The organism is Pseudomonas sp. Irchel 3F6 (genome assembly GCF_900187595.1).
GTDB lineage: Bacteria > Pseudomonadota > Gammaproteobacteria > Pseudomonadales > Pseudomonadaceae > Aquipseudomonas > Aquipseudomonas siliginis.
Map to the genome: position 1 here is coordinate 267,876 of NZ_FYDP01000006.1, position 24,519 is coordinate 292,394.

Genomic DNA, 24,519 nt, shown 5'->3' on the forward strand with positions numbered 1-24,519 from the left:
CTGGCAAGCTCCCAAGATGGCGAGGTTTACTTATCCGTTCTGGCACTACCTAGGGTATCAAGCGCATCTCGCGTAGTTTGTCGAACACGTTGAAAAATGCTTGATCACTCGCCTGGTAGGCGGTGAAGCCCATGGCACGGCTTTTCGACATATCCGTGACAACTTCGATTGGTCGACCAAGGTCTGCATCGGTGTGCCATGGGGATATCAGGCGACCAATATCTGCTTCTTTCAGGCCGTGCTCCGCGACTATTTCCGCCCATACGACTTGGTCATCGGCCATCTGTGTCTCAAGTGGTGAAAGTGAAGCGGGATAATCGGCAGCAGGCAAGTCGAAATACGCGGCAATTCGGCTCCACATCCATTTCCAACGAAACACATCGCCATTGGTGATGTTGAATGCCTGGTTGGCTGCAGCCGGCGTGGTGGCTGCCCACAGTTGTTGTTTCGCCAACTGCCGGGCATCCGTCATATCAGTAAGGCTGTCCCACTGCACTTTTGATCCGGGAAACACAAAGGGGCGATTGGTTTGTTTGCAAATCGTGGCATAGACGGCGAGGGTGGTTGCCATATTCATCGCGTTACCTACGGCAACCCCGGTAACGGTATGCGGGCGATGGACGCTCCATGTGAAGCCATCCTTTTCAGCAGCGGCGAAGAGTTCGTCTTCTTGGGCGTAATAGAAGTTTTCGACATCCAAGCGACCCTGCTCTTCGCGGAACGGTGTTTGCGGGAGGCTGCCTTTTCCATAGGATTCGAACGGGCCGAGGTAGTGTTTGAGGCCGGTAACCAGTGCGACGTGCTCGACGCTTTTGGCTGGGCGAATGGCGGCGAGCACGTTGCGTACCATGGCGGCATTAACGCGAATGTTCTCGGCTTCCGTGGCTTGCCGTGACCATGTGGTAATGAACACATGAGTGGGTTTCAAATCCGCCAGCGCCTGTTCCAGCGAAGCAGGATCCTGAAGGTCTGCCGCGACAGGTATTACGCCTTGCACTTGCGACGGGTGCCTCGATAGCGCCGCGACCTGCCACTTGTTGTCGATGAGTAACTGAGTGATGGCGCTGCCGACGATGCCGCTGGCGCCGACGACCAAAGCTGTCTGGGTCATACGGTTCTCCTGGATTTAGGTTTGAGAGTCCTCCGAAGCGATGGAGGTTCAACCTAGCCGGATCCTCATTGGCGTACCTTGTATGCCAAGCGTTGCACTCGCATCGAATCCGCTTGGTCATCTACCTTCGCATCTTGGATGATTACTTGGTTTTTCATTTTTTCTTAAACCGGCGAGAACCCTGCAAAAGTGAGATCAGGCGCACACTCGCCAGCGCAGCCCTTTTTTGTCTTCTAGGGTGATAATGGCAAGGTTCATCCTCAATGTTTTTCTCCATCACGGTGATTCAATGACGCGGAAATTGAGCCTTTTGAAATATATGCGACTAAACTGCGTGCAGTTGTTATAGAAGACGGCTATACATTAAAAACCTAGCATATACGGACTTAACCTGCGGCATCTGGACGATAGGTTGAGTTTGAGGCGAAAGGTCAAGGAGGGCGTATGAAGCTAACCATTAATGTCTTTCTCCTTAAGGCAGGTCGTAGCCTTCGCGACGCGCTCTCTGATGAAGTTAGGCTAGACCCCATTCCATTCTCACTACCCGGAGTGGAGTGCCTTTTCTATCACCAAACAAACGCATCTCATCCCAAGTGGACGCAGCTCTTCAATGATATTGAACAAGTTGCGGAGCTAGACCTCCACGGTCGGTCGCTCAAGGCGCTGATGGTGATGGCTGTACGTGATCGCATTTTTTGTTTCACATTTGGGCATGCGCGGCACCTTATCGACGGTGCCGGGATTGAGCGCTATTTCGGCCTTCGCACCGCACTAAGCCTTACAGATCCGCTGTTAATAAAGTCTGTGGAGAAGTCAAATATTGATCGGACACCTCTGCGCTCGAAAGCCCAATCTTCGAAACATATGACGATATCAGAGTTCGACTTCAAATTTGACTCGGAAATTTTAAAGTCGCTCACGGGAGTCATTGAAGGTGAGAACGATGAAAGCGAATACGTGAGCGGTTCGGATTCATTGGCCTTGCATTCGGATGTCAGACTGGAACAGTTTCCGGACATTGCCTCAAGATTACTGGTTGCCTATGAGGACGAGCGCTGCAAGGAAAAATATCCCTGGATGGACTATATAGTTCCGGTACGAGACGCAGCCCTTACGTCTCAGCTTGATGGGTTGTTGGTTGATGCCATTAACGCAGAGGATTTCGATCGGGTTCGTGCCGCTGCGCCCATGCTTTTAACAGATGACGTTAGCGGTTTCGGCTACGTTCGACATGGAGCGCGCTCCAAAAATGGGCCCGCGCTAAGCTTTGACTTGGATCTTCGACAAGCACTCGTTTCCAAACACATTTTAGGCGCTGTAACGCTACAGTCGCTGCATTCGGAGCGTATCTACCTCTACGGTGGGGATGAACAGCGACGCGAGTGTTGGCCTTTATACATATGCATTGAAGGTGAAATTGGGTTTCAGGAGAAGGTGTATCTATTAAGCGAAGGGGATTGGTACCAAATTGATCGTGAGTACACTGATCAGGTCAATCGGTATTTTGCAGCAGCTACTCCATCCGAACTGCATTTCCCTCCCTATCACACTGATCTTGAGGGGCCCTACCTGAGGCGAATTGCAGACAACATCAATTTCCATCTGCTTGATCAGAAACTGGTGCGACTGAACGGGGCCTCAAGCCCCTTTGAATTCTGTGACTTGGTTACCCCTGATCACCACATCATCCATGTGAAAAAGTACTCATCATCAAGCGTACTCAGTCATCTGTTTTCTCAAGCTTATGTGTCCGCCGAAGCGTTGATTAACTCTCCAGACGTTGCGGTTCAGGTGAATGCACATCTTGCGCTGGACGGTGACTTTCGCTTTGTCTTTGATCCGTCTACCCAGCCACGTAACCGCATTGTTTTCGCCATCATGCAGCCCCATGACGTCTTGCACATGCCATTTTTTTCTAAGGTTAACTTCCGACAGTTTTCACAGAGGCTGACTGCCATGGGGTACCAGGTGCAGGTGTGCCGGATACCCAGTTGATTGACTCACCCTGGTCTTGCCGTGGTGTGCAGCTAAGATCACATCGAATTGTCGGAAATGAAAAAGAGGGTGTGATTTGCTTAAGGTGAGGGAAGTCCGTCCCGGCAGTCACACGAGTCAATACTATCTATTGCAGATTGGAGTTTCTGTCTAAGCTGAGGCAGCTGCGATGCAGTCAGGGCGTGAGGCCTTTTCGCCATGCTTAGCAAGGCTGCTAGAGCAAAATCGGAATGCTTAACCAAGGCAACCAAATGTTCACCCCTTGGGCCGTTACTCCCAGACATCCAGTTTTTCACAGTCCTCTCATCCGCATTCGTCCAGCGCATCAAAGTCTTTGTCGCCTGATGAGTTTCACCAAGCTCTCTATGCAGGGCCAAGGCAATCTCAGCGGCATATTGTTTTTGGGGCAGAAAAGAATTGCCTGTTTTAGTGAACATATTTCGCTCCTCGGTCTTCTACCTTCTTAAGGGCTATTTTCGAAGAAACGCATTGACCGTTCGCGGCTTGTGACAAGTTAGGTCGGCCGTAGATCAGGACGAGGGTAACGCCCGTGCGGACGCTAATTGAGAGTGCGGATGACATTGACTCGCCTATGGCCTTGGCTGCGGCGTATGTCCGTATGTCTACGGAGCACCAGCAATACTCAACAGAAAACCAGCTCGACACCATCCGACTATACGCGGTAACGCATGGGTTAGAGATCAGCAAGGTCTATACCGATGCCGGCAAAAGCGGCCTGCACCTGGAGGGTCGAGATGGGCTAAAACAGCTGTTTTCCGATGTGGAAAACGGGCGTGCTCAATACTCTACGGTGTTGGTCTACGACGTGAGCCGGTGGGGGCGATTCCAAGATCCTGATGTCAGTGCAAGTTATGAAGTGAGATGTCGCCAAGCTGGCGTATCAGTCCAATATTGCGCCGAGCAATTCACAAATGACGGCTCGCCGGTATCGAACATCGTCAAAAGCGTCAAACGCATGATGGCAGGAGAATATAGTAGGGAGTTGTCGGTTAAGGTCTTTGCTGGGCAATCACGTTTGATCGAGATGGGCTTTCGGCAGGGCGGGCCCGCAGGATTTGGACTTAGGCGTCAATTGGTGGACGCGAGTGGGCAGCCCAAAAATGAACTGAGTATCGGTGAACACAAAAGCATCCAAACAGATCGGGTCATCCTGATACCTGGCCCTGCAAGTGAAATCGCGATAGTCCAGCGCGTTTATCAGCTGTTTGTAGAAGAGGGTAGAAGTGAACGGGAAATCGCAGACTGGCTCAATTCGCGTGGTGTAGTCAACGAGCGGGGCTCAGCGTGGTCACGCGGCACCGTTCACCAGATCCTGATCAATGAAAAGTACATAGGAAACAACGTTTGGAACCACAGCTCCTTCAAATTGAAGCAGACGCGTGAGCGCAATCGTCCAGAAGATTGGGTGAGGGCCAACGGAGTCTTCCAGCCAATTATCAGTGTGATTCTTTTTCAAGCCGCTCAAGCCGTCATCCAGACGCGCTCATACCGTATGCCTGATGATGAGATGCTTTGCGTGCTCAAGGCTATCTACGAACAGAAGGGATATCTGTCGGGACTGGTGATTGATGAGTCAGAAGGGTGTCCGTCCAGTAGCGCCTATCAACACCGATTTGGGAGCTTGCTCCGGTGTTATTCATTGATCGGTTACACGCCTGAAAGGGACTATCAATACATAGAAGCCAATAGGCGCCTTCGACATTTGCACCCGGTCTTGCTGGGGAAAACCACAGACAGAATCTCGGAGGTGGGCGGGCAGGTAATCATCGATCCCAACACAGACCTTATGCTGGTTAACCAGGAATTAGTTATATCGCTGGTGCTCTGCCGCTGCCAAATATCGATCACCGGCTATAAGCGTTGGAAAATTCGATTCGACGTTGGTCTGAATCCAGACATCACCGTCGCCGTGCGTATGAAAGAGCAAGAAGAAGCCGCGCTGGACTATTACATCTTGCCGACCGTGGAAATGGAAGCACCCTCATTGCGTCTGGCCGAGAGTAATCAGTCCAATCTCGAAATCTACAGGTTCGACTCATTGGATATCCTTGCGCAGCTGTCTCGGCGGTCTGCTCATCGGAGGGTGGCATGACGGCAATCCAAAACCATCGTAAAGCGTTGATGCATGTCGCAGAAGAATCATTGATTCGGCTCATTCCGTTGGATGATATTCGCGTGCTCAACCCTAGAATGCGTAACCGCCAGATTTTTGCGAAGTTAGTGGAGAATATCTCTGCATTGGGTCTAAAACGTCCAATCACTGTAACCCCTACCGCCATTGGCGCCGAGACATTTGAGATCGTTTGTGGGCAGGGTCGCTTTGAAGCCTACCAAGCTTTGGGGGAGAAAAAGATTCCGTGCATCGTTGTGAGTGCCAGCGAAACTGACCGTTATCTCATCAGTCTTGTCGAGAATTTGGCCCGCCGCAAACACTCGAATAAAGAACTGCTGCTATCGATTCAAATCCTCTCTGATCGAGGCTATACGCCTCAACAGATTGCCAGTAAAACGTGCCTGGATGTGACTTACATACACGGAATTCTCCTGCTTCTGCGGCAAGGAGAGGAGCGGTTGATAGCCGCCGTAGAAAAGGGGTGGGTTTCAATCTCCATGGCGACGGAAATTGCGCGCTCCGATGATGGAGAAGTCCAGCATGCCATGATGGAGGCATACGAGACCGGTGTGTTGAAGGGCGAGCAACTGATGAAGGTGCGACGCCTGGTTGAAAGGCGTAAAGCGTTGGGCAAGCGTTACGGGCAGCAGCCTCACAGTGATAAACCGACAACTCCGCAAAAGCTTTTGAACGTTTATCAAGCGGAGGTGCGTCGTCAAAGAGTGATGATCAAAAAAGCGGATATCAGCGAGCAGCGTCTGCTTATTATCGTTACGACAATGCGTCGACTGCTATCAGACGAGTACTTCGTCACTTTGTTGCGCACTGAGGAGATCTCGGACATGCCTAAGCCATTGGCAGATCGGGTATTCGGGGAGACTCAATAATGGCCGAGATAAAACAGGCTTTCGAGCAGCGCATCATTGCCATTCCAATTGAACGGATTCTCCCTACTCGCAAGATCGAAAAAATCATTCAGGGTAGTAAAAAATACGCCAGCATTCTCAGTTCGATCAAGGAACTAGGAATAATCGAGCCCTTGGCCGTGCACCCCAAACCAGTGGTGAGTGGTGGGGTGTCAATGTATATGCTCTTGGACGGGCATCTTCGCTTGGAGGCACTGAAGACATTAGGTGGTACGGAAGCTCTGTGCTTGATTTCTACTGATGATGAAGGGTTTACCTACAACCGACAGATCAACCGGCTGACACCGATCCAAGAGCATAAGATGATTATTGCGGCCCTGAAGAAAGGAATTGAGGCCACCCGCATTGCCCAAGTGCTGGGGATCAACGTGGATCGAATCCATGAGAGAGAGAACCTGCTCAACGGCATCGCGCCTGAAGTGGTGGAGATGCTCAAGGTTCGAATGGTCGCTCAGGACGTTTTTCGCGCTCTTAGACAGATGAAGCCCATTCGGCAGATCGAGACTGTGGAAATGATGATCTCGGCTAACTGCTTTACTCAAAATTATGCTCGGATGGTGTTGGCCGCGACTCGCCCAGAGATGCTCGTGGAGAAGAAGAAAAAACAGGGGGCGGATGTCAGCTCTGTGGATATTGCTCGCATGGAGCGTGAAATGGAAAACCTGCAGCATGATTACAAGCAAGTTGAGGACACGTTGGGTGAAACGATGCTGGTCTTGGTCGTCGCAAAAGGCTACTTGGCACGCCTGCTTCGCGATGAAGCCATTTCCGCTTACCTGAAGCGGCATTACGCAGAACTGCTTGAAGAACTGCAATCCATCATGGACGCAGTCACTTCAGATGCCCGTCATCTTGAAAGAGAATGACGGTACCTCACTATCACACCGCCAGATCTAGTTGCAGTCTCCATTCAAGCAAATCCTTGGGCCATCGCTCTGCAGGAATTGTCTGAATGACTCCCTTCAACAGGTGGGGATAATGTCCGTTCACAAGAGCAACTATCGTCGGGTCTGCTTAAAACAGTACTGACGTTTTACCTGCAAGATGCTGCCCTTCACGTAGACACTCTAAAGCGTCAGCGCCCAATCATTCCGGGCGCAAGAACCCGACACTGTCATTGGCGCCTGGCCTTCTGGCTGACGGTTTCATTGCAAAGGCAGTTTTTACAGATGGTCAGGCTAAGAGCGGGTTTTGTCATCTACCTGCTCCTTCAAGTGCAATGAAAGGGCGTCTCTCAGATCGAGCAGTGCCTCGCGCAGTCGCCGATCTTCACGAGCATCGCCAGTATCCGGATCGAATGTTTGTGCATGCCGAAGCAAAGCTTCGGCGTCGTTTGTGTTGAGATCAAAGGTGATCATGTCGATCCTTCACAAAGGGACGCATTAGCTGGCGAACCCATGATTGAGCCTATCGAGTTCTGCTTTCACGGCTTCATATTCCACTCGACTTTGAGCCATTTGCAACCGCGAGCAATCACCGGTTTCTGCGGTCGCTTGGCTCAGCCAATGATCGGCTTTCTTTTTGTTGCCAAAGACAAGCTCGGCTTGGTGTTGGATCTGCTCGACGTTGTTCACTTTTGCTCTCTGGTTTTACTGGTGGCTCTTTTCAATTGGCGGTAGAGGCAGAAGCAGGAGTCTTGGCGCAATATTCACGGAACGCCTTGATGCCGCGCGTGATGATCAATATTGGCTTAACCATATAGCGATAGCTGACGAACAAATTCAGCGCGATCCAGGCTAGCTGGTAGGACGAACCGTGAAAGCTTCGGTGGTTGTCGCTGTTTGTCCAGAACCCGTAGGCAATAAAAATAGTAAATATGGCGACCGCCAGAGGCAGGATCCCGAGCCTTCCCAAAGAGACGCCAATGAAGGGGATAGTAACCACCGAGCGAACAGGCTCTCCTGCCACTTGCATTGCCCAGATTCTGTAGACCTTGTCCTTACCCAGCTGTGCTGTCACTCGAACACGATCCCCTGCCTTGACGTGAGCGTCCAGCACATCTGGGATTTCGATCGGTTCGAGTTTTTTGCCGTCAATTTTCCAAAAATGGTAACTCACCATGTCGCCGCCGAAGCCGCGCGATTTCTCATCGAGCCGGCCGTCTAAGATCTGCATTTCCTTCATCTTGAGTCCCTGTCCTTGCGTCGCTGAGTGATGGCAAAAGGATATTTCTACCAAATACTAAGGAATACTTAGTATGCGGTCAAAGCAAATCTAAGAATCTCTTAGCCTTTCGGCGATGAGAAAATGAGTACGTTCGGCAAGCGTTTGAAAGAGGCGCGCAAGCTAAGGGGCTTTTCACAGGAGCGTTTGGGGATTGAGGCGGGCATTGAGCCGGCCACGGCCTCTGCGCGGATGTCTCAATACGAAAAGGGCGTTCACCAGCCTGGTGAAAGCATCGTGAAACAGATCGCTGCAGTCATGAATCTGCCGGTGCCGTATTTTTACTGCGAGGACGATGAGACGGCGCATCTGCTGCAGTGTTTTCATTGCTTGAAAAAAGGTGAGCGAGAGCGGGTACTTGATTTGGTTGAGAGTCTGGCCCTCAAAAGCTGACGTTTTTGCTTTTCCAGGGCTACGAGAGCGTATTCCGTTGGCGTGACCGGCTGAACTTATGTGCCGACGGCCCTCCTTCAGGGGCTCAGTTGCCATTCCAAAGCGATGCACTCTGCTTAGTATTCATTCGTGCGTTCAGACGCGGGTTGGGCTATTGAATGGAAAAGCCAGGCGCTTCGCTGGTGGAGCGAGAAGGTCTCGAATCTGTGATCGAAAATGCGCGTAAGTCAGCCGAGGCAGGTTATCCGGATAACCCGGCTTCCGATCCTGCAACGTTTGATGCCGATTTCATTATCGAGAGAGAGCGAGAGGGCATGAGTCTCGGGCAGGCCCTCCAAGCGTTGGTGGCATTCAACGTAGCCAGAGGTGAAGTAGCCAGTGTTTTTATTGTGCTATTCCGCCAGCGCCTGCAGCAGCTGATCCAACGCCCGTGCCCGCCGGACGTACCCGTCATCATCAAAGCGATTGGTGATCAATCCATGCTGTTCGAGCAGGTCGCCGGCGACGGCCAGAATTTCAGCCGGTACCACAGCATTAGCACGCTGCAGATGACCGACGTCTTCTGCCGAGCTGATGGACGGCGATTGATGGAACAGGAGTAAGGCAACGCGCTCACGCAAGTTCAAAATTGACCCTCTTCAAGATGATTGGCGCTTTGGCAATGGTGAGGTCATCAACTGCCTGGAGGAGATCACGCCGGTGTGGGTGAAAGCCGACTCGCCAGAAGCTGAGGTAAGTGCCCTTGTCGCCTGCGGTCAACGCTGATTTTCTATGCGGGCTATGGAGGCATAACAATGGACGTTGCAGTCAGCGCCTTCGTTGGGAATACGAGTAAAAAGATGTTGAAGGTGCTATTGAATGCCTCGCCAATGCATTCGTGCTCTACGCCATTCAAGTCGCGCAACAACACAACGGAGGCAGCTGTCATTCGACGACCAGGTGGTGGAACGAGTCTCCCCAGCCGGTGGGTGAAGTCGATGAACGGATCATTGGGAACGCCGAATTGTTGCTTGAATGCTTGAGAGGCTTCAATCCGGCGAACAGGGGCCACTGAGCCTCCGGTGGGAAGCTGTATGAGCGGCTCAAGCGCGTAGAGCACACAGGCGCGATGGTGTGTTCTCACGTACTCGCGCGACGAGGCGTAAACCGATGCGCCAAAATATTTCGCCAGTGCCATTGGGGTTTTGATCACACAAGCCATATCAGCGGCTTTGTTTTTATATGTGTCTCCCTGGAAAAGCGCATAGCGAGCGAAGTTGTTTGCTTCGCGTTCAAAAAGATCGGCAATGGTAGGGGAGAGCGTCAGGTCGCAGTCTTGAAATATTTTGAAGGTGTCACGGTGTGCTGGTATTTCATGATGGCCGGTCTCATGAAGCTTCAGAAAAGTTTGCTTGGATGCGACGACGCTTTCATCGATATGAATGATGTGCTCATTGGCATCGTACAAGCCTAAGACCTTCGATAGCGCGGATTTGAGTAGCTTCCCCGCTGCCGCTGTTTTCTGAGCCACATAGGCTAAAAAATTGGCAGCGTCGCGCATTCCGGAGGGGGCGACGCGTAGCTTGGCAGCTTCGAGTATGTCGTCGACTGGGGTGGGAAATCTGTCCCATGCATCGGCTTTGTGAAGAAGAGCGATCGCTTTGGCTTCGACGGCCAGCAGTTCGTGGTGTTCAAGGCTACTGTCGTCGGGTTTGGCCATCAGCGTTTTCGTCCCCTCATGAATTGAAGATACTCCAACAGTTCACCTTCTTCTTCTTGAGTAAGGTGATGCTCAGCAAAAGTGGCAATCCTGCCATGCCTATCTGCTGACTCTCTCGATTCTGGAAGGTAGCCCGCGAGCTCCATCAGCCTGATGTACTCAATCTCGTAAATCCCCGCGAGTGTATGAAGGACACTCGGGCTCGGTTGGTTGACCTTTCCGGTCTCCAACTGACTTAGGTAAGCGTTCGACACTTCCTTTCCACTGAGCTCCTCAACTCGCCTAAGTGACAGCTTTCTATCCTGGCGGATCGAAGCCAAATACTGTGCAAGTGTAGGTTTCACGATGTCCTCTTGTTTTCTGTGGCGGGGCATTTGCCAGACTGGAGCTGGCTTGATCATGGGGGCAGTTTAGCTCGTGACGTCGGCAAGACAATAATTTTTCGAAGTGTGCTTGATTTATCAAGCACGCTTGTCTAGCCTAGCGGTACACGGTCTAAAAGTCCTTTAAGGGGGACGAGGAGCAGGACATGGTTTCGCATTTTGGTGACGAAGTTGTGGATCTGGCAGCTGTAATCGCGAAGGGGGGTCGCCCTCCGGAGCACGGGCCCTACGGCATTTTGATTGGAAACGAAAATTTCCAATTCACTCCGGTTGTCATCGCTGACCCTGTGGTGACGGGCGCACAGATTTTGTCTGCGGCGGGTGTCCGTCAACCCGTTGAACATCTCCTATTTCAAGTCCTGGCCGATGGCCGCCTCGAAGAAATTAACCCGGAGGAAACAACGGATATCAGAAGCTCGGGGGCTGAGCGATTTCTTGTTTTTCGCAGTGATAAAACCTACCGCATCAATCTGGATGACCGGGCATTAGATTGGGGAGCCCGCTTTATCTCCGGTGCAGCTTTGAAGACCCTGGCAGGGGTCGATCTGAGCGATTTCGACGTATGGGAAATCGTCGTCGGCGGTAAGGATGAGTTGATCGGGAACAAGGAGTTTTCTGATCTCGAAAAGCCTGGCGTAGAACGCTTCCTCACCAAGCGTTTCAGCGCGACCATCATTGTGAACGCCAGGCCGAAGGAAGTGCATCGACGTCGGCTGTCTTACTGGGACGTGGTTGAACTGGCTTTTCCTGGTGCTCAGCCTACTCCGGGCACTGTTTACACCATTGATTATGACCGGGGCCCCCATGCAAATCCGGAAGGCTCTTTGGTTGAAGGTCAACATGTAAAAGTCAAAGAGGGGATGACCTTTTATGTCGCAGTCAGTGATAAGTCGTAGTCCTGATCTTCTCCGCCTGCGCAATGAAGGGCTGGAAGTTGAAGTGAGATCTGGTCATCTCCTGGTTCACTCGGTGCCTTACTTGAATGCCGAAGGTGTGGTGGAGTTTGGAGCGCTTTGTTGCCCTTTGACATTGGCCAGCCCAGAAATGACTGCAAAGCCTTCTGACCATGTCATGCATTTCATTGGCGGCTTTCCACATAAACTGAGCGGCGGGCCGATTACTGCTATCGAGCATTCAAAAGGGCCAATGGCATTGGCGGACGGAATTGTTGCCAATTACTCATTCTCGAACAAACCGAGAGACCCTACCGGGTTCGAGAACTTTTATGAGAAGGTCTGGAGCTATCTTCGAGTCATCTGGTACGAGGTGCGCAGCCAAGGGGGCGGGGAGACCCCTTGCACCTTCAAAACGGTCGATCCTGTCGATCCGGACTCCGTATTCGTTTACGAAGATACCGCCTCGGCGCGTGCAGGGATCGGCGCGTTGACTGGGAAGTTGAGTCTTCTGCGTATAGCTATTATCGGACTTGGAGGCACGGGCGCATATGTACTGGATTGCATCGCGAAAACGCCGGTGCGGGAGATCCATCTGTACGATGATGACGAGCTTCAGCAGCACAATGCGTACCGTTCTCCCGGGGCGATCAGGCGCGAAACACTTGATCGGCATATGAGCAAGGTCGACTTTTACCAAGAAACCTATTCGGCCATGCATAAGGGTGTCGTAGCCCACAATCAGAAGGTATCCGAGTCAAACATCGATGACCTGAGGGGATTCGATTACGTATTTGTCTGTGTGGACAAAGGGCCTGTCAGGCGTTTGATCTATGATCGTCTGGGAGATTCAAATGTCTGCCTGATTGATGCTGGTATGGATGTTCAGGCGACAGACGAAGGTTCCTTGTGGGGTTCCTTACGAGTCACTGCTAGTACACCGGACGCACGCGATCACGTGTTTTCTCGGGTACCAATGGGCGATGCGCAGAAGGAGAACCTTTATGCTTCCAACGTTCAGGTGGTAGAGCTGAATGCGCTGAACGCGACGCTCGCGGTCATTAAATTCAAACAGCTATGTGGCTTTTACTATGAGGACGGTGGAGGCCTAAATGCGTCCTTTAACACGGCCACCAACAAAATCACGAACTCTGAGACTCGGTGATGAAAATCGACCATTTCCGCAATGAGTTCGTCGAGTTCGTTCCAGACAAGCTGGAAGAGGGTGTCCTCTATATTTCCATGCCATATCGCACTGTAGCGCATTTGTGTGCGTGCGGGTGCCGCAAGGAAGTGGTTACGCCCTTGTCACCGACGGATTGGGTGTTGAGCTTCAACGGGGCGGTGACATTGAGTCCGTCCATTGGTAACTGGAATTTTCCCTGCAGGGCACATTACTTCATTCGTGGAGGAAGTGTTCGGTGGGCCGGGGAGATGTCGTCTGAGCAGATTGAAAGGGGGAGAGCGCTTTCTAGCTCGGCCAAAGAACGATTTTATGGAGCGAAAGCTCTGCCTGAGACGAAGGGAAGAGAGCCAGCAACCACACAACCTCAAAGCCCCATTGCGACTTCGGGGTTGTGGGGATGGATCAGGAGTCGAATCAAATTGTGAATGGTATCGCCCATCATAAAAAAAGACGCTGCTCGGCGGCACTTTAGAATGGTGTGCACAACGCAGTGGCGTCGATCACATCGGAGATTTTCGGCGCTCAAGCTTGGCTTCGAATTTCTTCAACTGTCGGGTGACAGGCCGAGTCTCGTTGTGGTCTTTCAGCGCATTCAATGCTTGGTTGGACGCAGTGCTTGAGAGATTCCAGATATGGAGCTTCTCAGAGCGTTTCCCGGCAAACTCGTAAAAGGGATCGTTCCAATCGTTCTTCACACCGTTAGTTCAGCGTTTCCCATGACTGTCGATTGGGAGTGGCCGAAGTCTGGGGTGAGGGCGTTGTTCGAAGTGGGATATCATCGCCCTGCAGTAATTTTTAACCAGGACGGTACGGTGGGGACTGTACGGATATTGGGAATCGGCAAATTCCTCTCACCCATCACGGATCCTGACGTGAAGGTTATCTCCTCGGTGAGTCCTCTGTACGGAACATCGCCATGAAAATGACGTGGGAGAGGTGAAGGGCTTCTACGCCAGTCAAACCTCTCGTCATTAATTCGGGCGGAGTGGCCGTAGCGACCGTGACTATGAAGGTGCCCGGTTTTTGGTCGGAAAACCGAGCTCTTTGAGTGAGTCGATATGCTTAAGAGCGTTAAATTTTATCTTCAAAACCTAACGTTTTTTTAATGTCTTTCGGCCGCTCGCCAATGCGATGGGATCAACGCATTTTTACCCCGGAACTCTGGGAGAACCCTCACGTTGGGGATGTCTTGAAACAGCTCCACCGGGACGTGTTCCAGAACAATCATCTGGAACTCCGCGTCATGGTTCTTCTTCATTCGGGTGACGAAGCTGCCCAATAGCTCAAATGCCTGGCTAACTTTTGCCTGATCCGAGTTTTTGAGGTGGACTTCGTCCATGATCTTTTCCTCGCCGTAGTACGGACGGCTCGGCTGATCTATGAAAAGGAAGCTTGGAACGAATTTTCCGCCCTTGGTGATTGCGACCTCATGCAGTGCAAGGAACATGAACAAATGAAGGAACATGTGGTTGGAGCTGCTACCTACGTTTTCAATAAATGAGGAGTGAGGCCTTCTGAGCTGCAATTTCTTCGCGTCGTAGTTGAATGACGTCAGGTAGCTCGCATAGTTGTCCATAGCAGCTGCTGCTTCGCTGAGCAAAGCAAGCGAGACATCATTGATGAGACCAATCGTACCGTCACGAACGCTGGCGACGTCGACGACCTCCATCGCATTCAGCTGTTGAGTCAGCTTGCTGATTTGAGCATCGTAATCTTCTGGGCTGTCTGTGGAAACAGCACTGTAAGTCTCCAGCTTCGTTTCTATTCGAGTGACAAACTTCACCAATTGAATGGTGTCTTCAAACGACTTTTGAGCTTTCGGTAAGGATTCAATAATCCTTAATTGTTCCTCTTTTTGCTCCTGTAATTGCTCCATCATGGCCGATACCTGGGTATCCACAGGTTGGCGGTTAGACGTCGCAATTTTCAGTGCTCTGAGGTCAGCGTTCAGACTGTCAATCAGGTCGTCGAAGACGTCCGTTTTAAGAAGCTGAGAGGATTGTGCAAGTAGTGTGTCCAGTGGTTTTAGACTGTCACGCGTGACGTTGAGGGCGGCCTTGTATTGCTTGTGCTCATCAGAGAACTCGCGTAAACGTCGCATACGACGGTTGAGTTCAAACAGCTTCGAGCGGGCGTTGGATAATCGCTTTGCGTCTTCCCCCGAAGCCTCCGGAGTTGGTACGTCCTTCACAATTCCTTTCAGGAAGTCGATTGTCACCACGTTGGGCACTTTCTCAATCAGCCCGTACTCGGCGGCTGTAGCTGCTAACTTGCGCGCTTCGCTCTCAAACAGGTGCCGGCCGCTACCGATGACCTGTTTCTTTTTTTCGAGCTTCTCAATCATTCGCCTAGTGTCATCGCGACGCTCACGCAACGCGATGTTCTCCAAGCTATCGATTCCTAGTCCAAGATCTAGGACGCGGGGTAAGGCTACTCGATATCTGTCTTCCTGCTGGTGATCGAAGTAAGCCGCTGTGTTTGTGATGATGTCTTCTGAGATGGTGTTGTATAGCAAAAAGTAGCGGAAAGAGACCTGGGTGCCATAGCGTACCCCTCTGCCTCCGTAGAGAATGACACTGCTGTCCAGATCAAATTCATTTTGCAGAATCACCTTGATGTCATCGCTGGTCGAATTACTAAACGGCTGGTCTGGAAACTGCCCTACGCTGGAGAAGTAAAGCTGGTCTGACACAGCCTGAGCATGGGGACTGTGCCGGGCAATCACTAACTCCTTATCGCCGATATAAAACTTGATGCCGTACCACGCAACGGTATCGTTGATGACATCGTGAGGGATTTTGTGACTGCTCGAAAGAAGGCAATAATCGATGATGTGAAGAAGAGATGTTTTTCCTCGGTTGCTTCGACCGGTAAGTACGTTGATACGACCTCGTTCGAAGTTCACGTCACGCGTTTCGCCGCTATGTGACCAAAGACGGATGGTGTCAATTCCAAATTTCACAATTCAATCCTGAGATTTAGGTAAAGCTCTTCTTCCGAAGTTTGCAAAAGCTTGGCAATTTCAGATGAGGCTTTCTCGATCAGTAGGGCACGCTTGCCAAACTCGCTGGTGCATTCAAATTTAATGTTTTGCGTCAGGCAAGAATCAAACGTCATGTAGTCCAGTTCGTGCAGCACTTGGATCGCATTTATTGAGTGGACTAGACTGGCATGAAAGCGGCGATTAAAGTTTTGAACAAAATCAGGACGCAGAGCGACAAGCGATGCGATTGCTCTCGACCGTGTTTTCTCGCTAGCTAGAAACTTCGTCGTTTCACTATGCATTATGATTGGCATAATCAGCAGCGCTTTGGACAAAGTCAGCTCTTGGATATGGTTGAGCACGCACCCTATCGCTACGGCGGCAATGCCAGCATTGTTATAACCACTCCAGGCGTGTTGTTGCGCATGTGGTGTGGAGGGCGGGGGATTTACGACTTCAATACTCATAAAATACTCTCCCAGTCACGGTGCCAGCCGATGGCGTCGTCCGAGAGGATGTAGAGTTCTCCGTTTGATTGCTCAGTACTCAGCATGTCGTCACCGAGTCGGAATAACTGTTCCCGCATGTCGTCAACAATTTCTTGTGCTCTGTCGTTTATATCGTCATCGGCGCACTTCTTAAAAGCTTTGCGATGCTTATTGCTCCATCGCAAAGTCACTTCGTCGTGCAGGGCGGTAACCTCATCTGAGACCACCTCCCCACCCTGTACCCAAAGTTCGAGATTGCGGGCCATCCGTACCTTGTGGGTGGACATCTTTGTAATGTCCTCAATGTCGGTTTCGCAAATGTCGTCAATCGCCACAAGCTGCTTGATAAAGCGTTGTCCCAGCATGTCCTCTGGTAACGGTACCTTGAATTTGTGAAGGGTAAGTCTCTTCTTGGATGATTCTGAAATGACACGTCTATACCGAGTTCTGAAATCCGCAAAACTAATGGTAGTCAGTGTTCCAGAAATGATTGAAATGTAGTTGTCATCTCGAATCAGCGTGCAAAGACGGCCGTAGACATTGTCAATGTCTTCGGGGAGAACGAATTTTTCTTCAAGGGTATCTTTTATCTGCTGGATGATTTCGATTTCTTCAAGCTCAAAGAAAATACGCTTGAAAAACTCTCTAAAAACAATTTCGTCGAGTGTAAGTACGAAATTTATGTAACCTTCAATTTTTTCGTCATCCGTCGAAAGATATAAATCTGATGCACGGTTGATGACGGCTTGAAGATTTTCTGGGGAAGAATAATCTGTGTAAGCAACTATTAGGTTAGAAAATTTATTCCGTTTGCTTACGCTTTTGTTGGAAACTAAATGAAATTCTGTTTTTTGAATGAAAGCCAGTTGCGCTGACATTTCGCTGCGACCTGCCTTTGCATCAGTGATGACTCTCGCCCAGTTGTAAAGGGTTTTCCAGAGGTCGGCGTCGAGCTCAGCGAGTGCGATGGGATCACCATCTGCTTTTGTTTGAATAGTATGTTTGACTTGGAAGAGCAACTGGACGTCATTATCCAGTTCACTATGGACGTCATCTCTTATCTCAAGGCCAATTGATTGACCTTTCTTCATGTTCAGTAAACGATATAGAAAATAGTAAAACTGATAGTCGAAGGCTGCGCCTGTACCGGGAGCAGTAGTCTCCTCCATGAATGTTTTTCCAGTAACCATGACTCTCACCCTGTTGGCACAAGGTATATTGCTGGTTAGAGAAACCGCATCCTTGCGCTATTGGCCCGCTATGAAGCCATACACTCGCTGTGCGTGCAACTGTTTTGCCACTACGGACATGATTCTGTATATGCATACAGTTGTAATTTCAAGTGCGACACGATTCTTTAACGCAATGCTTGCTCTGTCTGTCTCTACAAATACTTAACGCAGGATTGAGCGCTGAATTGCAGAGCTAGTCATGAAGCCTGCTCTCTTTGAAGTGCGTATTCGAGTTGACCGGCAGGACTTGAGCAGGAGGCTTCAACAGCGGCATCGAGTGGTTCTCGCACGTGGCGTACCCTGCAACCCTAATGTTGTCGAGGTCTAACAGATGTTTTGGCGTCAGCGGCGTCACGTCTTTTGATCCGCTTCGTATCAAGTACGTGAGCTGGGAGCCTGGTGCATCACATCATTCATGAACTGCTGTATCACTCTAAAGAGCAGTCGACGCCGGACGATGAGCCAACGGCAAAAGCCGCGACTCATGAGTGGTGACTGCGTAAGAGAATTTCAGAATCTGGGCGATGCGTGGAAAACTTGGGTCAACTGTATATCCCTACAAAGGAGGCTTTGAGGCGAGCCTGTTCATCGACAGCTTGAGCAACCCTGCTGTCTGGGGTTGCCCATCATTGTGGCTGCGCTGTGGGAGTAGTAGGCGACTTAGAATCGTCTTTGGCACTGAAAGACTCTCCGACACCGACCACTTGAGCGATCCCCGAAACGAAGCTTTCCTTCGCACTCTTGGTGAACTCGTCTCGCGTAGAGCTTGAGGCGGCGCCGAAGAGGAAGAGCAGGACTAGGACGGTGGTCAGGAAGTTGCCGACAACGCCACCAGCACCACCGTACAGCAGGCCTTTGAGCCAGCGCCAACCGCGTTCGGGTAGGGTCTCAGGTTGGTGTCTGTTGATGAATTCCCACAGCTGATCTTTGAAGTGTTTTTCGAGCTCTTCCTGTTTTTCCTGAGCGGCTTGTGCCAATACCTCAGCCACCACCTGAGTCGCCTTTTCCCTGTAATCATCAAGGGCAGGTATTTCGGCGCAGTTCACGTGGATACGAAGCTCTGAATCACTGGGCCGTCTGTGGTTCAGTCGTAAGAATTCCTGGAGATATTTTTGCTTGCTTTGCTTGTAGAGGCAGTACGCCAACTGGCCGACGATATCGTTCTCGTCAGTCACCAGTTTCTGGTAAACCATGTTGTATTCAGCTTCGTGATTCGAAGTCGAATCCTCTGAAGAGGGTGAGGGCGGCGCAATGCTCGTTTGCCCTTGGCTGCCCACTATGCCGAAACGTTACGCTTGGCTTTGGCGAAGCGCTCGTTGATGGAGGCAGCATCCTCGGAGCGGAAAAGGTTACGCGCAAAGGTACTCACAGCCTTTTTCGAGCTGTAACGATCCAAGACTTTGGACGTGAAGTCGGCTTTGGTGTTCGAACGTAATGCTTTGAGTAAACCAGTCATAAGTCCTCCTTTAGCTATGCCAGTATACATCAGAACGCCAGACTGAGCACAGGCTGTTCTGGCTTCGTCCTCTTGCCGCAGGCGCTGTTGCAGGCAGCCTAGGATCAGATATGCCTGTTCGGTAGCAAAAAATCAACAGCAATGGTAATCAGACGGGCGACGCCGCACGACTCTGCTGGCTGAGCAAGTCACCGTCATCCGAAACATTGGCCGTTAACCCTTTGGATTTGATCTGTATTCAGATTCTAGTAGGTACCGAATCGATGGCTCGCGATGATTTTTTTCCAGTGTTGTCAGAAAACGTAGGAACACGGTAGCGGGTCGGTGTTTGAAACCTCGCCAGATCGATCCAGGTGAAGGCGTGCAATGCATGCGGTCAGAGTCTGTGGGCGACCAGAACGCTTGGGTACCGGTCGTGGCTACCCATCAGGTGACCGGTGGCTGCGTATGCACACTTGGCTGTGTGTCTTTTACAGCGCGTTTCGTGAGGCTGCAGTTTGGGAAAGAGACTCTCAGACAGAATACAACCAATATTAACGAGGGCTCACTTATTCAGCGAATACAAGTGCCCCCCGTGAGGGCTGCCCCACGAATGACGCAATCTTGAGCTCAGCCGAAAGATTGAGTGACAGCGGGAGGGAAGCGAACCAGCGCTTCACCTCTTCATCCCAGCCAACCTCGCAAAACAAAGTGTCTGGCCAAAAGTTGTGAATGACATCGTAGTCCAACTGCTTGGCGACGTTTCGCTCAGCATCGCCGATAAGGCACCAAGCGGTGTTCTTCGCAAGGCCAGTAAGAAACCATCGCGAAGCGATTACATGGATGGTGTTTTTTAAAATGAGCAATATGAGAGTTATGCATCGAGAGCGCGGTCAAGTAGCAAAGCGCGTTTAGGGTTTTTACATTCGACTGCTGATTAGCTCCTCTGTCAGTCGCCGAATTTCGCCTGCTGCATGCGAATTCGGAGCGACGTCCGCAAGAGAATGGAAATAGCAGTAGCCAGCCAAAAACTCCCGTCCTTCGTTGTAACGTTCAATCGCCACTTTATATGAGGTCGTCATCTCAGTTGAAAGTATCGGAAAATCCAATTCTCGGATCATCCCGTAAATATGCTCGCGGCGTAGGTGCTCCGTACGCTTGGCCTGCCTAAGCTGATCAAGGATCTCATCAGCCAGGTTGGGCAGGTCGCCGACGAACTCCTCCAGTTCACTGCTGACCCCGCCGACGTCGCAGTTGGTCACCAACCCGAAATAGGAGGGTGCAGCCTTGCGGCACTTGATTGCTCTCAAGGCAGCGATGAACGCTTCGCCACTTTCAATTGAGTAATAGCAATCGCTGTCGAGGACAATGGCGACCACGTCCGCGTGTCTCCTGATCAGCTCGGTGTTTACGTTGATGTCGAGAAAGACATAGTCGTATCGGCGGATCAGGTCGCTGAGATTCTCCGTGGCGAGTTTCTTGCGCTCTATCGTTTCGATGAGGTGACCGTAGATGAATGCGCCGAACTCTTGCTCCTCCTTGGGCAGGCTCGTGACATTGTCACGGATCTCTTTTTTCTTTTTCTTGAGTTCTGCCGGCGAAGCTTTCAGGTCGCGTTCGTCATAGAAGTCGATCTTGCTCACCAGTGTTCCTGAGGCCGGCCCCTTGCCGTCTCTGGACATCCCCCGAAACACAGCATCGTCAGTCACAACAGCGACTTTGAAGTGTTGCTCCACCAGCCGTGCCGCCACGCTGATGGTGATCGGCGACTTGCCTACGCCGCCCTTGAAGGTCGAAATGGAAAGCACACGGCTCAGTGGTTTGTCGCTGAAATACTTCTTGAACTCCGGTGGCATTTCGATACAAGAACGCTGGAAAAAACTCCATAGCGCGCCCTCGGAGGGGTGACGGTCGAATTTCCGGCCACCCAAGGTCTCCCAGGAACGCCAGGTGCGCTCTTTGACAAAGGCACGCTTCGCAGCCAGTGCAACGCTGATCTTGGCCGACTTGCGGAGCTTCTTCAGTAATGCGCGCAGTTCATCGTTCATTGCTCTTGTCCAACCTTCCTGTGGGTGGAAGAAGACTAGCCAATACCAACAAACGAAAAAACTATGCTCATTGAGCCCCCCTTGCGGCACGCCTACTCGTAAGGCAACTCCCCAAACAACCCGATCATCAAGTCACCCTCCAGCACCTCGAAAGGTAGCGCGACGTAGTCATCTGGGTGCCGGGGGAGGGCGCGTCCATCGTTAGGGCCATTTTTGGTGTGGCCTTGTACACGCTCACCGTTTTCTTTGATATAGGGAAGAACCACGATACGACCGTGATTTTTCGAAAGGATGGTGCCTTTGTACCAGACAGTGTTGCCACCCTCCGATGAGGACTCACCCCCGCTCACTTTGACGACCCACTGGGCTGAGCCGCCTTCATACCACAGCACAAATTCACCGATCACCACGACTCTCAGTCCTCTGGCCTCGGCGTCGCGCAGGATCTTCTGGATACTCGCCAACTGCAGCAACTGGTTCGCCCGGGGTAGCAAGATCGAACGTATGGCAGCCTTCGTTCGGCCCCAGTGATCGGTGGCCGAAAGATCAAACGCTTTAGCAATCTTTTCTCTGAAGCACAGCAGAAGGGTCTTTTTGTTGGATGCAACTTGCCTCCACGTACCGTCGTCTTTTTTGACAAATGCAATGTTGTATCGAGGGAGGCTTACCAGGCCGACGTAGGGTGTTTCCTTTAGTACGGCATGTAGACTTGCTTGAATATCTTTCCCTGGAAAACCTGCAATTTTCACATCGTCCAACAGAGGCCGAGGATCGCTCTCATGCCGTCGAATGCCCTCTGTGAGCATCAGTTGCTCTTCCCTGGATCTACGAAGCAGAGCGGTGACTTCCTTGTCGGTTTTGAGCAGCAGTGACTCTCTGTCGGCAGCGGGTAGATCAATGGCATCGAACCGCTCTGGCATGCTCGCATTGAACCGTTCGGCCTCGCGGGCAGCCTCTTCGAGTGAGGTGTAAATGTCTGCTCTCAATCGACCGTCCACAGGTTCGATCAAGTGGGGTCTCCATCGCGTTACGCCACTTGGGTAAAGCCGGAAGGCTTTCATCACCCAGCGTTCTTGTATGCCGTATGTACGGAATGGGCAAATGGCAAGCAACGGATACTTGCGTTCTGGGAAGTTGGCCAAAAGCATCCTTGTCTCCTCGTTGGGGTTCCGTATTTTTGGAGCTTTTAAATTCGTTTCAGGGTTCTTTTGGTGCTTCCACAAAATGCTGGCGCACGCTCTGCTTCAAAAACGTATTCAGTGCTTCGGCGTTCAGTAGCCCTCTATCGCTGAGCTGTTCATAAATCCTGCTCTCGATGAGGATCATGTCAGGGCTGACCGGTAGAAGGAGAAAGTCATGTTGAAGGAGAAACCACAGCGAATCCGGGAGGATAAACTTTTCACCCAGCGACTCAAATGGAATCCATTGACGATCTTTCAGGTCAGTCCTGTATCTCAGGAAAATGCTGTTCATGGTCATTGAGACCACTAACCTTGAGTTGCTTTGTCCATTAAAGCCTCGAATGAAGCGAACCGAGTCATTGACTTGGGCTAGCTCGTCGAGCTCAAGCTCCTCCTTGGTGGGCGTTAGATTAGGGGAGTGCATGGTGGACTTGTGATCAGGACGGGGCATGGCTGCGCAGCAGGCGCGTGCACCCAGCATCACGAAATACTCGGTGATCAGTTGATGGCGGGAGATTTTGTTGCTCGCTCGAAACGCAGCGATTTCCTCCTGATATTTGTCCTCGGTCGATTTGACCGTCCCCGCCTCCATGGGCTGATCCCACAAGCGCGACACGACAAATGCGTCGTCTGGGCGGGGCTGAATGGACTTTCCGGTCTCTATGTCAATGATGGAAATACGACCGCCGCTACCTGCCCACTCCGCAAGGTGCTTGCGCGCGGTGACATGCTGATCCACGGTAATTTTGTTGGGGTTCCTGATTTTTTTGCCGTGCTCGTCAGTCGTGTCATGAGGCGCTTCGTGTTTCGTATGGTTCTTACGGTACATATTCTGGGCCCTGAGAAATCGAGATCAGACGCTCGCAAGTGACAACGGCTAAGTCCAATGCCCGGACGGTGGCGTCGGCGCGCTGGCCGCTTGGGTTGTGTGTGTTTGTGTTTCTGTGTTTCTTTTTTGTTTGCTTCTACGGTGGTTTATGTCGAAACGTATCATTTTCAGGGCGCGTGAGTTCGCAGGCCAGGGCCTGCTTTCCAGGTTTTCTGGCTAGCAGGCAGGCCATATTGTTTCGAGGTTTTTCACTGCGCCGTGGCTGTCACACGAAGTCGGAGGTATTGGAATCTACGTGTTCGGCCAGATTAGAATTTGGAAAAGTCCAGCTCCACAATTACTTTTCGAATAGAGAGTTTTTTCGCTTTAATGAAATCGTAGAACCCCATCTCCAGATCGCTATATCCCAATCCCATTCGAAGGCCTATCTCGGGTGGTAAATTTGGGCCATGACCTAAGTCGCTACGGTCTATGTCAATAAGATTCTCGGCGAGCAGCAGATCCAGTTCGGATTGTGCTTTAGGGTATGTTTTTTCCACGGTTGGAAGGAGTAAGCTTCGATGCTCTCTGAAGCGTCCGTTTACTTGTTCGGAGCGTTCAAAAAGCACTGCAAAAAACTCACGAGTAATTCTCGGTAGCCTGCGAAGTCGATTAGTAAGTTCATCAATCGCTACTTTGGCTTCTTCTATTTCGTCATCAGAGGGAGCTTTGGGGCTTAAATTCCACCTGGCAAAATTTCTCCCAGTTGCAGGCTTTGGAGTAGGGAGCTGTTCCCATAATTTGAATCCGCTAGTTTTGTAGTTTCCCTTCTTGTTCGGGACTTCAAACTCGATCTTTACCCTGGCCACCTGTTCTTGAATGTAATTGTGTAAGGTTTGTAAGGCTTTCAAATCCAGTCCGACTATTTTTCTCGCTAAATCGGTTAAGTCGATTATGTGGTTTTCTGGATCGAAATTTAAATCCGGGTGTATTTTGCTGGCTTTACGGTTTCTTAATGCGGTATTGACTGCAGCGTACTTTTTTTGTTTTTCGCCAATAATGAGGATCCGGTATTTTTCATATTTTTTGAGATGGTTTTCATTTATTTGCTGTAACGTGTGTTTTACTTTTTCGCTGGTGTTTGTTGTTGTGACTTGGATTGCTATTCTGTTCTTTTTATCGATAAGGTCGATCCCCGGCTCGTTTGCGCGCTTCTGATTGGCATGAACGAGTTTGTAACCTTCTGCAATGTTTATGATGTCTTTGAAAAAGTTTTCACTGTAAACGGAAAGATCAGAAAATCCTAAGTGGTTTCTAATTTTTGCCTGTTCGCCCAGTGCTGAAAATTCGTCGATGATTTGCCCGATCATATAACCGCTACTGATCATTACCTGTGTCCTCATTCCATTGGTAGCGTTGATCCTAAATTGTTTACATGGGTGGAACTAGCCGTTGTGCAAA

25 protein-coding genes are annotated in these 24,519 nt (G+C 50.9%); 9 read left to right on the forward strand and 16 right to left on the reverse strand.

What is annotated here, in order from left to right:
- Nucleotides 1-49: 49 nt before the first annotated feature.
- Entirely contained in the window at nt 50-1,111 is a 1,062-nt protein-coding gene (locus tag CKW30_RS20585) for an SDR family oxidoreductase (RefSeq protein WP_095181754.1), read from the reverse strand.
- A 444-nt stretch (nt 1,112-1,555) separates the two neighbouring features.
- Between CKW30_RS20585 and CKW30_RS20590 the strand changes: the two genes are divergently transcribed.
- Complete coding sequence (locus CKW30_RS20590) at nt 1,556-3,106, forward strand: TIGR04141 family sporadically distributed protein (protein WP_095181755.1); 1,551 nt, start codon at nt 1,556-1,558, stop codon at nt 3,104-3,106.
- Between the two features lie 80 nt (nt 3,107-3,186).
- Here the strand turns inward: CKW30_RS20590 and CKW30_RS20595 are convergent, their stop codons facing one another.
- A complete protein-coding gene (locus tag CKW30_RS20595) occupies nt 3,187-3,543 on the reverse strand; it encodes a hypothetical protein (protein WP_095181756.1) in 357 nt (118 codons plus the stop codon).
- A 155-nt stretch (nt 3,544-3,698) separates the two neighbouring features.
- Between CKW30_RS20595 and CKW30_RS20600 the strand changes: the two genes are divergently transcribed.
- The 3 genes from CKW30_RS20600 to CKW30_RS20610 are packed head-to-tail and all read left to right on the forward strand — an operon-like array spanning nt 3,699 to nt 7,032.
- Nucleotides 3,699-5,219 (forward strand): recombinase family protein, encoded by a 1,521-nt coding sequence (locus CKW30_RS20600; RefSeq protein WP_095181757.1) that lies wholly within the window; start codon nt 3,699-3,701, stop codon nt 5,217-5,219.
- A 29-nt stretch (nt 5,220-5,248) separates the two neighbouring features.
- Nucleotides 5,249-6,127: a ParB/RepB/Spo0J family partition protein gene (locus CKW30_RS20605; RefSeq protein ID WP_095048645.1), complete on the forward strand. Its 879-nt coding sequence runs from the start codon at nt 5,249-5,251 to the stop codon at nt 6,125-6,127.
- Entirely contained in the window at nt 6,127-7,032 is a 906-nt protein-coding gene (locus CKW30_RS20610) for a plasmid partitioning protein RepB C-terminal domain-containing protein (protein ID WP_065614949.1), read from the forward strand. Before CKW30_RS20605 ends, CKW30_RS20610 begins: the two co-directional genes overlap by 1 nt.
- Before the next feature lie 312 nt (nt 7,033-7,344).
- Here CKW30_RS20610 and CKW30_RS20615 read toward each other — a convergent pair whose 3' ends face one another.
- From CKW30_RS20615 to CKW30_RS20625, 3 genes are read right to left on the reverse strand one after another with little or no spacing between them, the layout of a single operon-like run.
- A complete protein-coding gene (locus CKW30_RS20615) occupies nt 7,345-7,524 on the reverse strand; it encodes a hypothetical protein (RefSeq protein WP_095181758.1) in 180 nt (59 codons plus the stop codon).
- Nucleotides 7,525-7,548: 24 nt separating this feature from the next.
- A complete protein-coding gene (locus tag CKW30_RS20620) occupies nt 7,549-7,740 on the reverse strand; it encodes an antitoxin Xre/MbcA/ParS toxin-binding domain-containing protein (RefSeq protein ID WP_095181759.1) in 192 nt (63 codons plus the stop codon).
- Between the two features lie 31 nt (nt 7,741-7,771).
- Nucleotides 7,772-8,290, reverse strand: coding sequence for a hypothetical protein (locus CKW30_RS20625; RefSeq protein ID WP_095181760.1), 519 nt, complete (start codon nt 8,288-8,290; stop codon nt 7,772-7,774).
- Between the two features lie 123 nt (nt 8,291-8,413).
- Between CKW30_RS20625 and CKW30_RS20630 the strand changes: the two genes are divergently transcribed.
- Nucleotides 8,414-8,722 (forward strand): helix-turn-helix domain-containing protein, encoded by a 309-nt coding sequence (locus tag CKW30_RS20630; protein ID WP_095181761.1) that lies wholly within the window; start codon nt 8,414-8,416, stop codon nt 8,720-8,722.
- A 158-nt stretch (nt 8,723-8,880) separates the two neighbouring features.
- The gene (locus tag CKW30_RS20635) at nt 8,881-9,324 is read left to right on the forward strand and encodes a hypothetical protein (RefSeq protein WP_143497999.1); all 444 of its coding nucleotides are present in this window, start codon (nt 8,881-8,883) and stop codon (nt 9,322-9,324) included.
- 176 nt (nt 9,325-9,500) lie between these two features.
- Here the strand turns inward: CKW30_RS20635 and CKW30_RS20640 are convergent, their stop codons facing one another.
- Together CKW30_RS20640 and CKW30_RS20645 are read right to left on the reverse strand one after the other, a co-directional pair.
- Nucleotides 9,501-10,421 carry an ImmA/IrrE family metallo-endopeptidase gene (locus tag CKW30_RS20640; RefSeq protein ID WP_095181763.1) on the reverse strand — a complete coding sequence of 307 codons (921 nt, stop codon included), beginning with the start codon at nt 10,419-10,421 and terminating at the stop codon, nt 9,501-9,503.
- A complete protein-coding gene (locus CKW30_RS20645; protein ID WP_371857562.1) occupies nt 10,421-10,822 on the reverse strand; it encodes a helix-turn-helix domain-containing protein in 402 nt (133 codons plus the stop codon). Before CKW30_RS20645 ends, CKW30_RS20640 begins: the two co-directional genes overlap by 1 nt.
- 128 nt (nt 10,823-10,950) lie before the next feature.
- Here CKW30_RS20645 and CKW30_RS20650 point away from each other — a divergent pair, with 128 nt between their 5' ends.
- From CKW30_RS20650 to CKW30_RS27695, 3 genes are all read left to right on the forward strand, one after another.
- Entirely contained in the window at nt 10,951-11,700 is a 750-nt protein-coding gene (locus CKW30_RS20650) for a multiubiquitin domain-containing protein (protein WP_095181764.1), read from the forward strand.
- On the forward strand, nt 11,675-12,862 hold the full coding sequence (locus CKW30_RS20655; RefSeq protein ID WP_095181765.1) for a ThiF family adenylyltransferase: 1,188 nt from the start codon (nt 11,675-11,677) through the stop codon (nt 12,860-12,862). Before CKW30_RS20650 ends, CKW30_RS20655 begins: the two co-directional genes overlap by 26 nt.
- A 77-nt stretch (nt 12,863-12,939) precedes the next feature.
- A complete protein-coding gene (locus CKW30_RS27695; protein WP_371857563.1) occupies nt 12,940-13,308 on the forward strand; it encodes a DUF6527 family protein in 369 nt (122 codons plus the stop codon).
- Between the two features lie 677 nt (nt 13,309-13,985).
- On the opposite strand, the gene CKW30_RS20665 is transcribed toward CKW30_RS27695, so the two are convergent.
- The 9 genes from CKW30_RS20665 to CKW30_RS20710 form a co-directional block, all read right to left on the reverse strand.
- Nucleotides 13,986-15,845, reverse strand: coding sequence for a DUF3732 domain-containing protein (locus tag CKW30_RS20665; protein WP_095181766.1), 1,860 nt, complete (start codon nt 15,843-15,845; stop codon nt 13,986-13,988).
- Nucleotides 15,842-16,333 (reverse strand): three component ABC system middle component, encoded by a 492-nt coding sequence (locus CKW30_RS20670; protein WP_256584384.1) that lies wholly within the window; start codon nt 16,331-16,333, stop codon nt 15,842-15,844. Before CKW30_RS20670 ends, CKW30_RS20665 begins: the two co-directional genes overlap by 4 nt.
- Nucleotides 16,330-17,544 (reverse strand): hypothetical protein, encoded by a 1,215-nt coding sequence (locus CKW30_RS20675; RefSeq protein ID WP_095181767.1) that lies wholly within the window; start codon nt 17,542-17,544, stop codon nt 16,330-16,332. The genes CKW30_RS20670 and CKW30_RS20675 overlap by 4 nt, the downstream gene beginning before the upstream one ends.
- A 668-nt stretch (nt 17,545-18,212) precedes the next feature.
- Nucleotides 18,213-18,779, reverse strand: coding sequence for a hypothetical protein (locus CKW30_RS20680; protein WP_095181768.1), 567 nt, complete (start codon nt 18,777-18,779; stop codon nt 18,213-18,215).
- Nucleotides 18,780-18,862: 83 nt separating this feature from the next.
- Nucleotides 18,863-19,042 (reverse strand): hypothetical protein, encoded by a 180-nt coding sequence (locus tag CKW30_RS20685; protein ID WP_095181769.1) that lies wholly within the window; start codon nt 19,040-19,042, stop codon nt 18,863-18,865.
- An 899-nt stretch (nt 19,043-19,941) separates the two neighbouring features.
- Nucleotides 19,942-21,069: a ParA family protein gene (locus CKW30_RS20695; RefSeq protein WP_095181771.1), complete on the reverse strand. Its 1,128-nt coding sequence runs from the start codon at nt 21,067-21,069 to the stop codon at nt 19,942-19,944.
- Between the two features lie 92 nt (nt 21,070-21,161).
- The gene (locus CKW30_RS20700; protein WP_095181772.1) at nt 21,162-22,217 is read right to left on the reverse strand and encodes a hypothetical protein; all 1,056 of its coding nucleotides are present in this window, start codon (nt 22,215-22,217) and stop codon (nt 21,162-21,164) included.
- A gap of 49 nt (nt 22,218-22,266) precedes the next feature.
- Nucleotides 22,267-23,079, reverse strand: coding sequence for a hypothetical protein (locus CKW30_RS20705; protein WP_095181773.1), 813 nt, complete (start codon nt 23,077-23,079; stop codon nt 22,267-22,269).
- 308 nt (nt 23,080-23,387) lie between these two features.
- On the reverse strand, nt 23,388-24,446 hold the full coding sequence (locus CKW30_RS20710; protein ID WP_095181774.1) for an SMEK domain-containing protein: 1,059 nt from the start codon (nt 24,444-24,446) through the stop codon (nt 23,388-23,390).
- Nucleotides 24,447-24,519 lie beyond the last annotated feature (73 nt).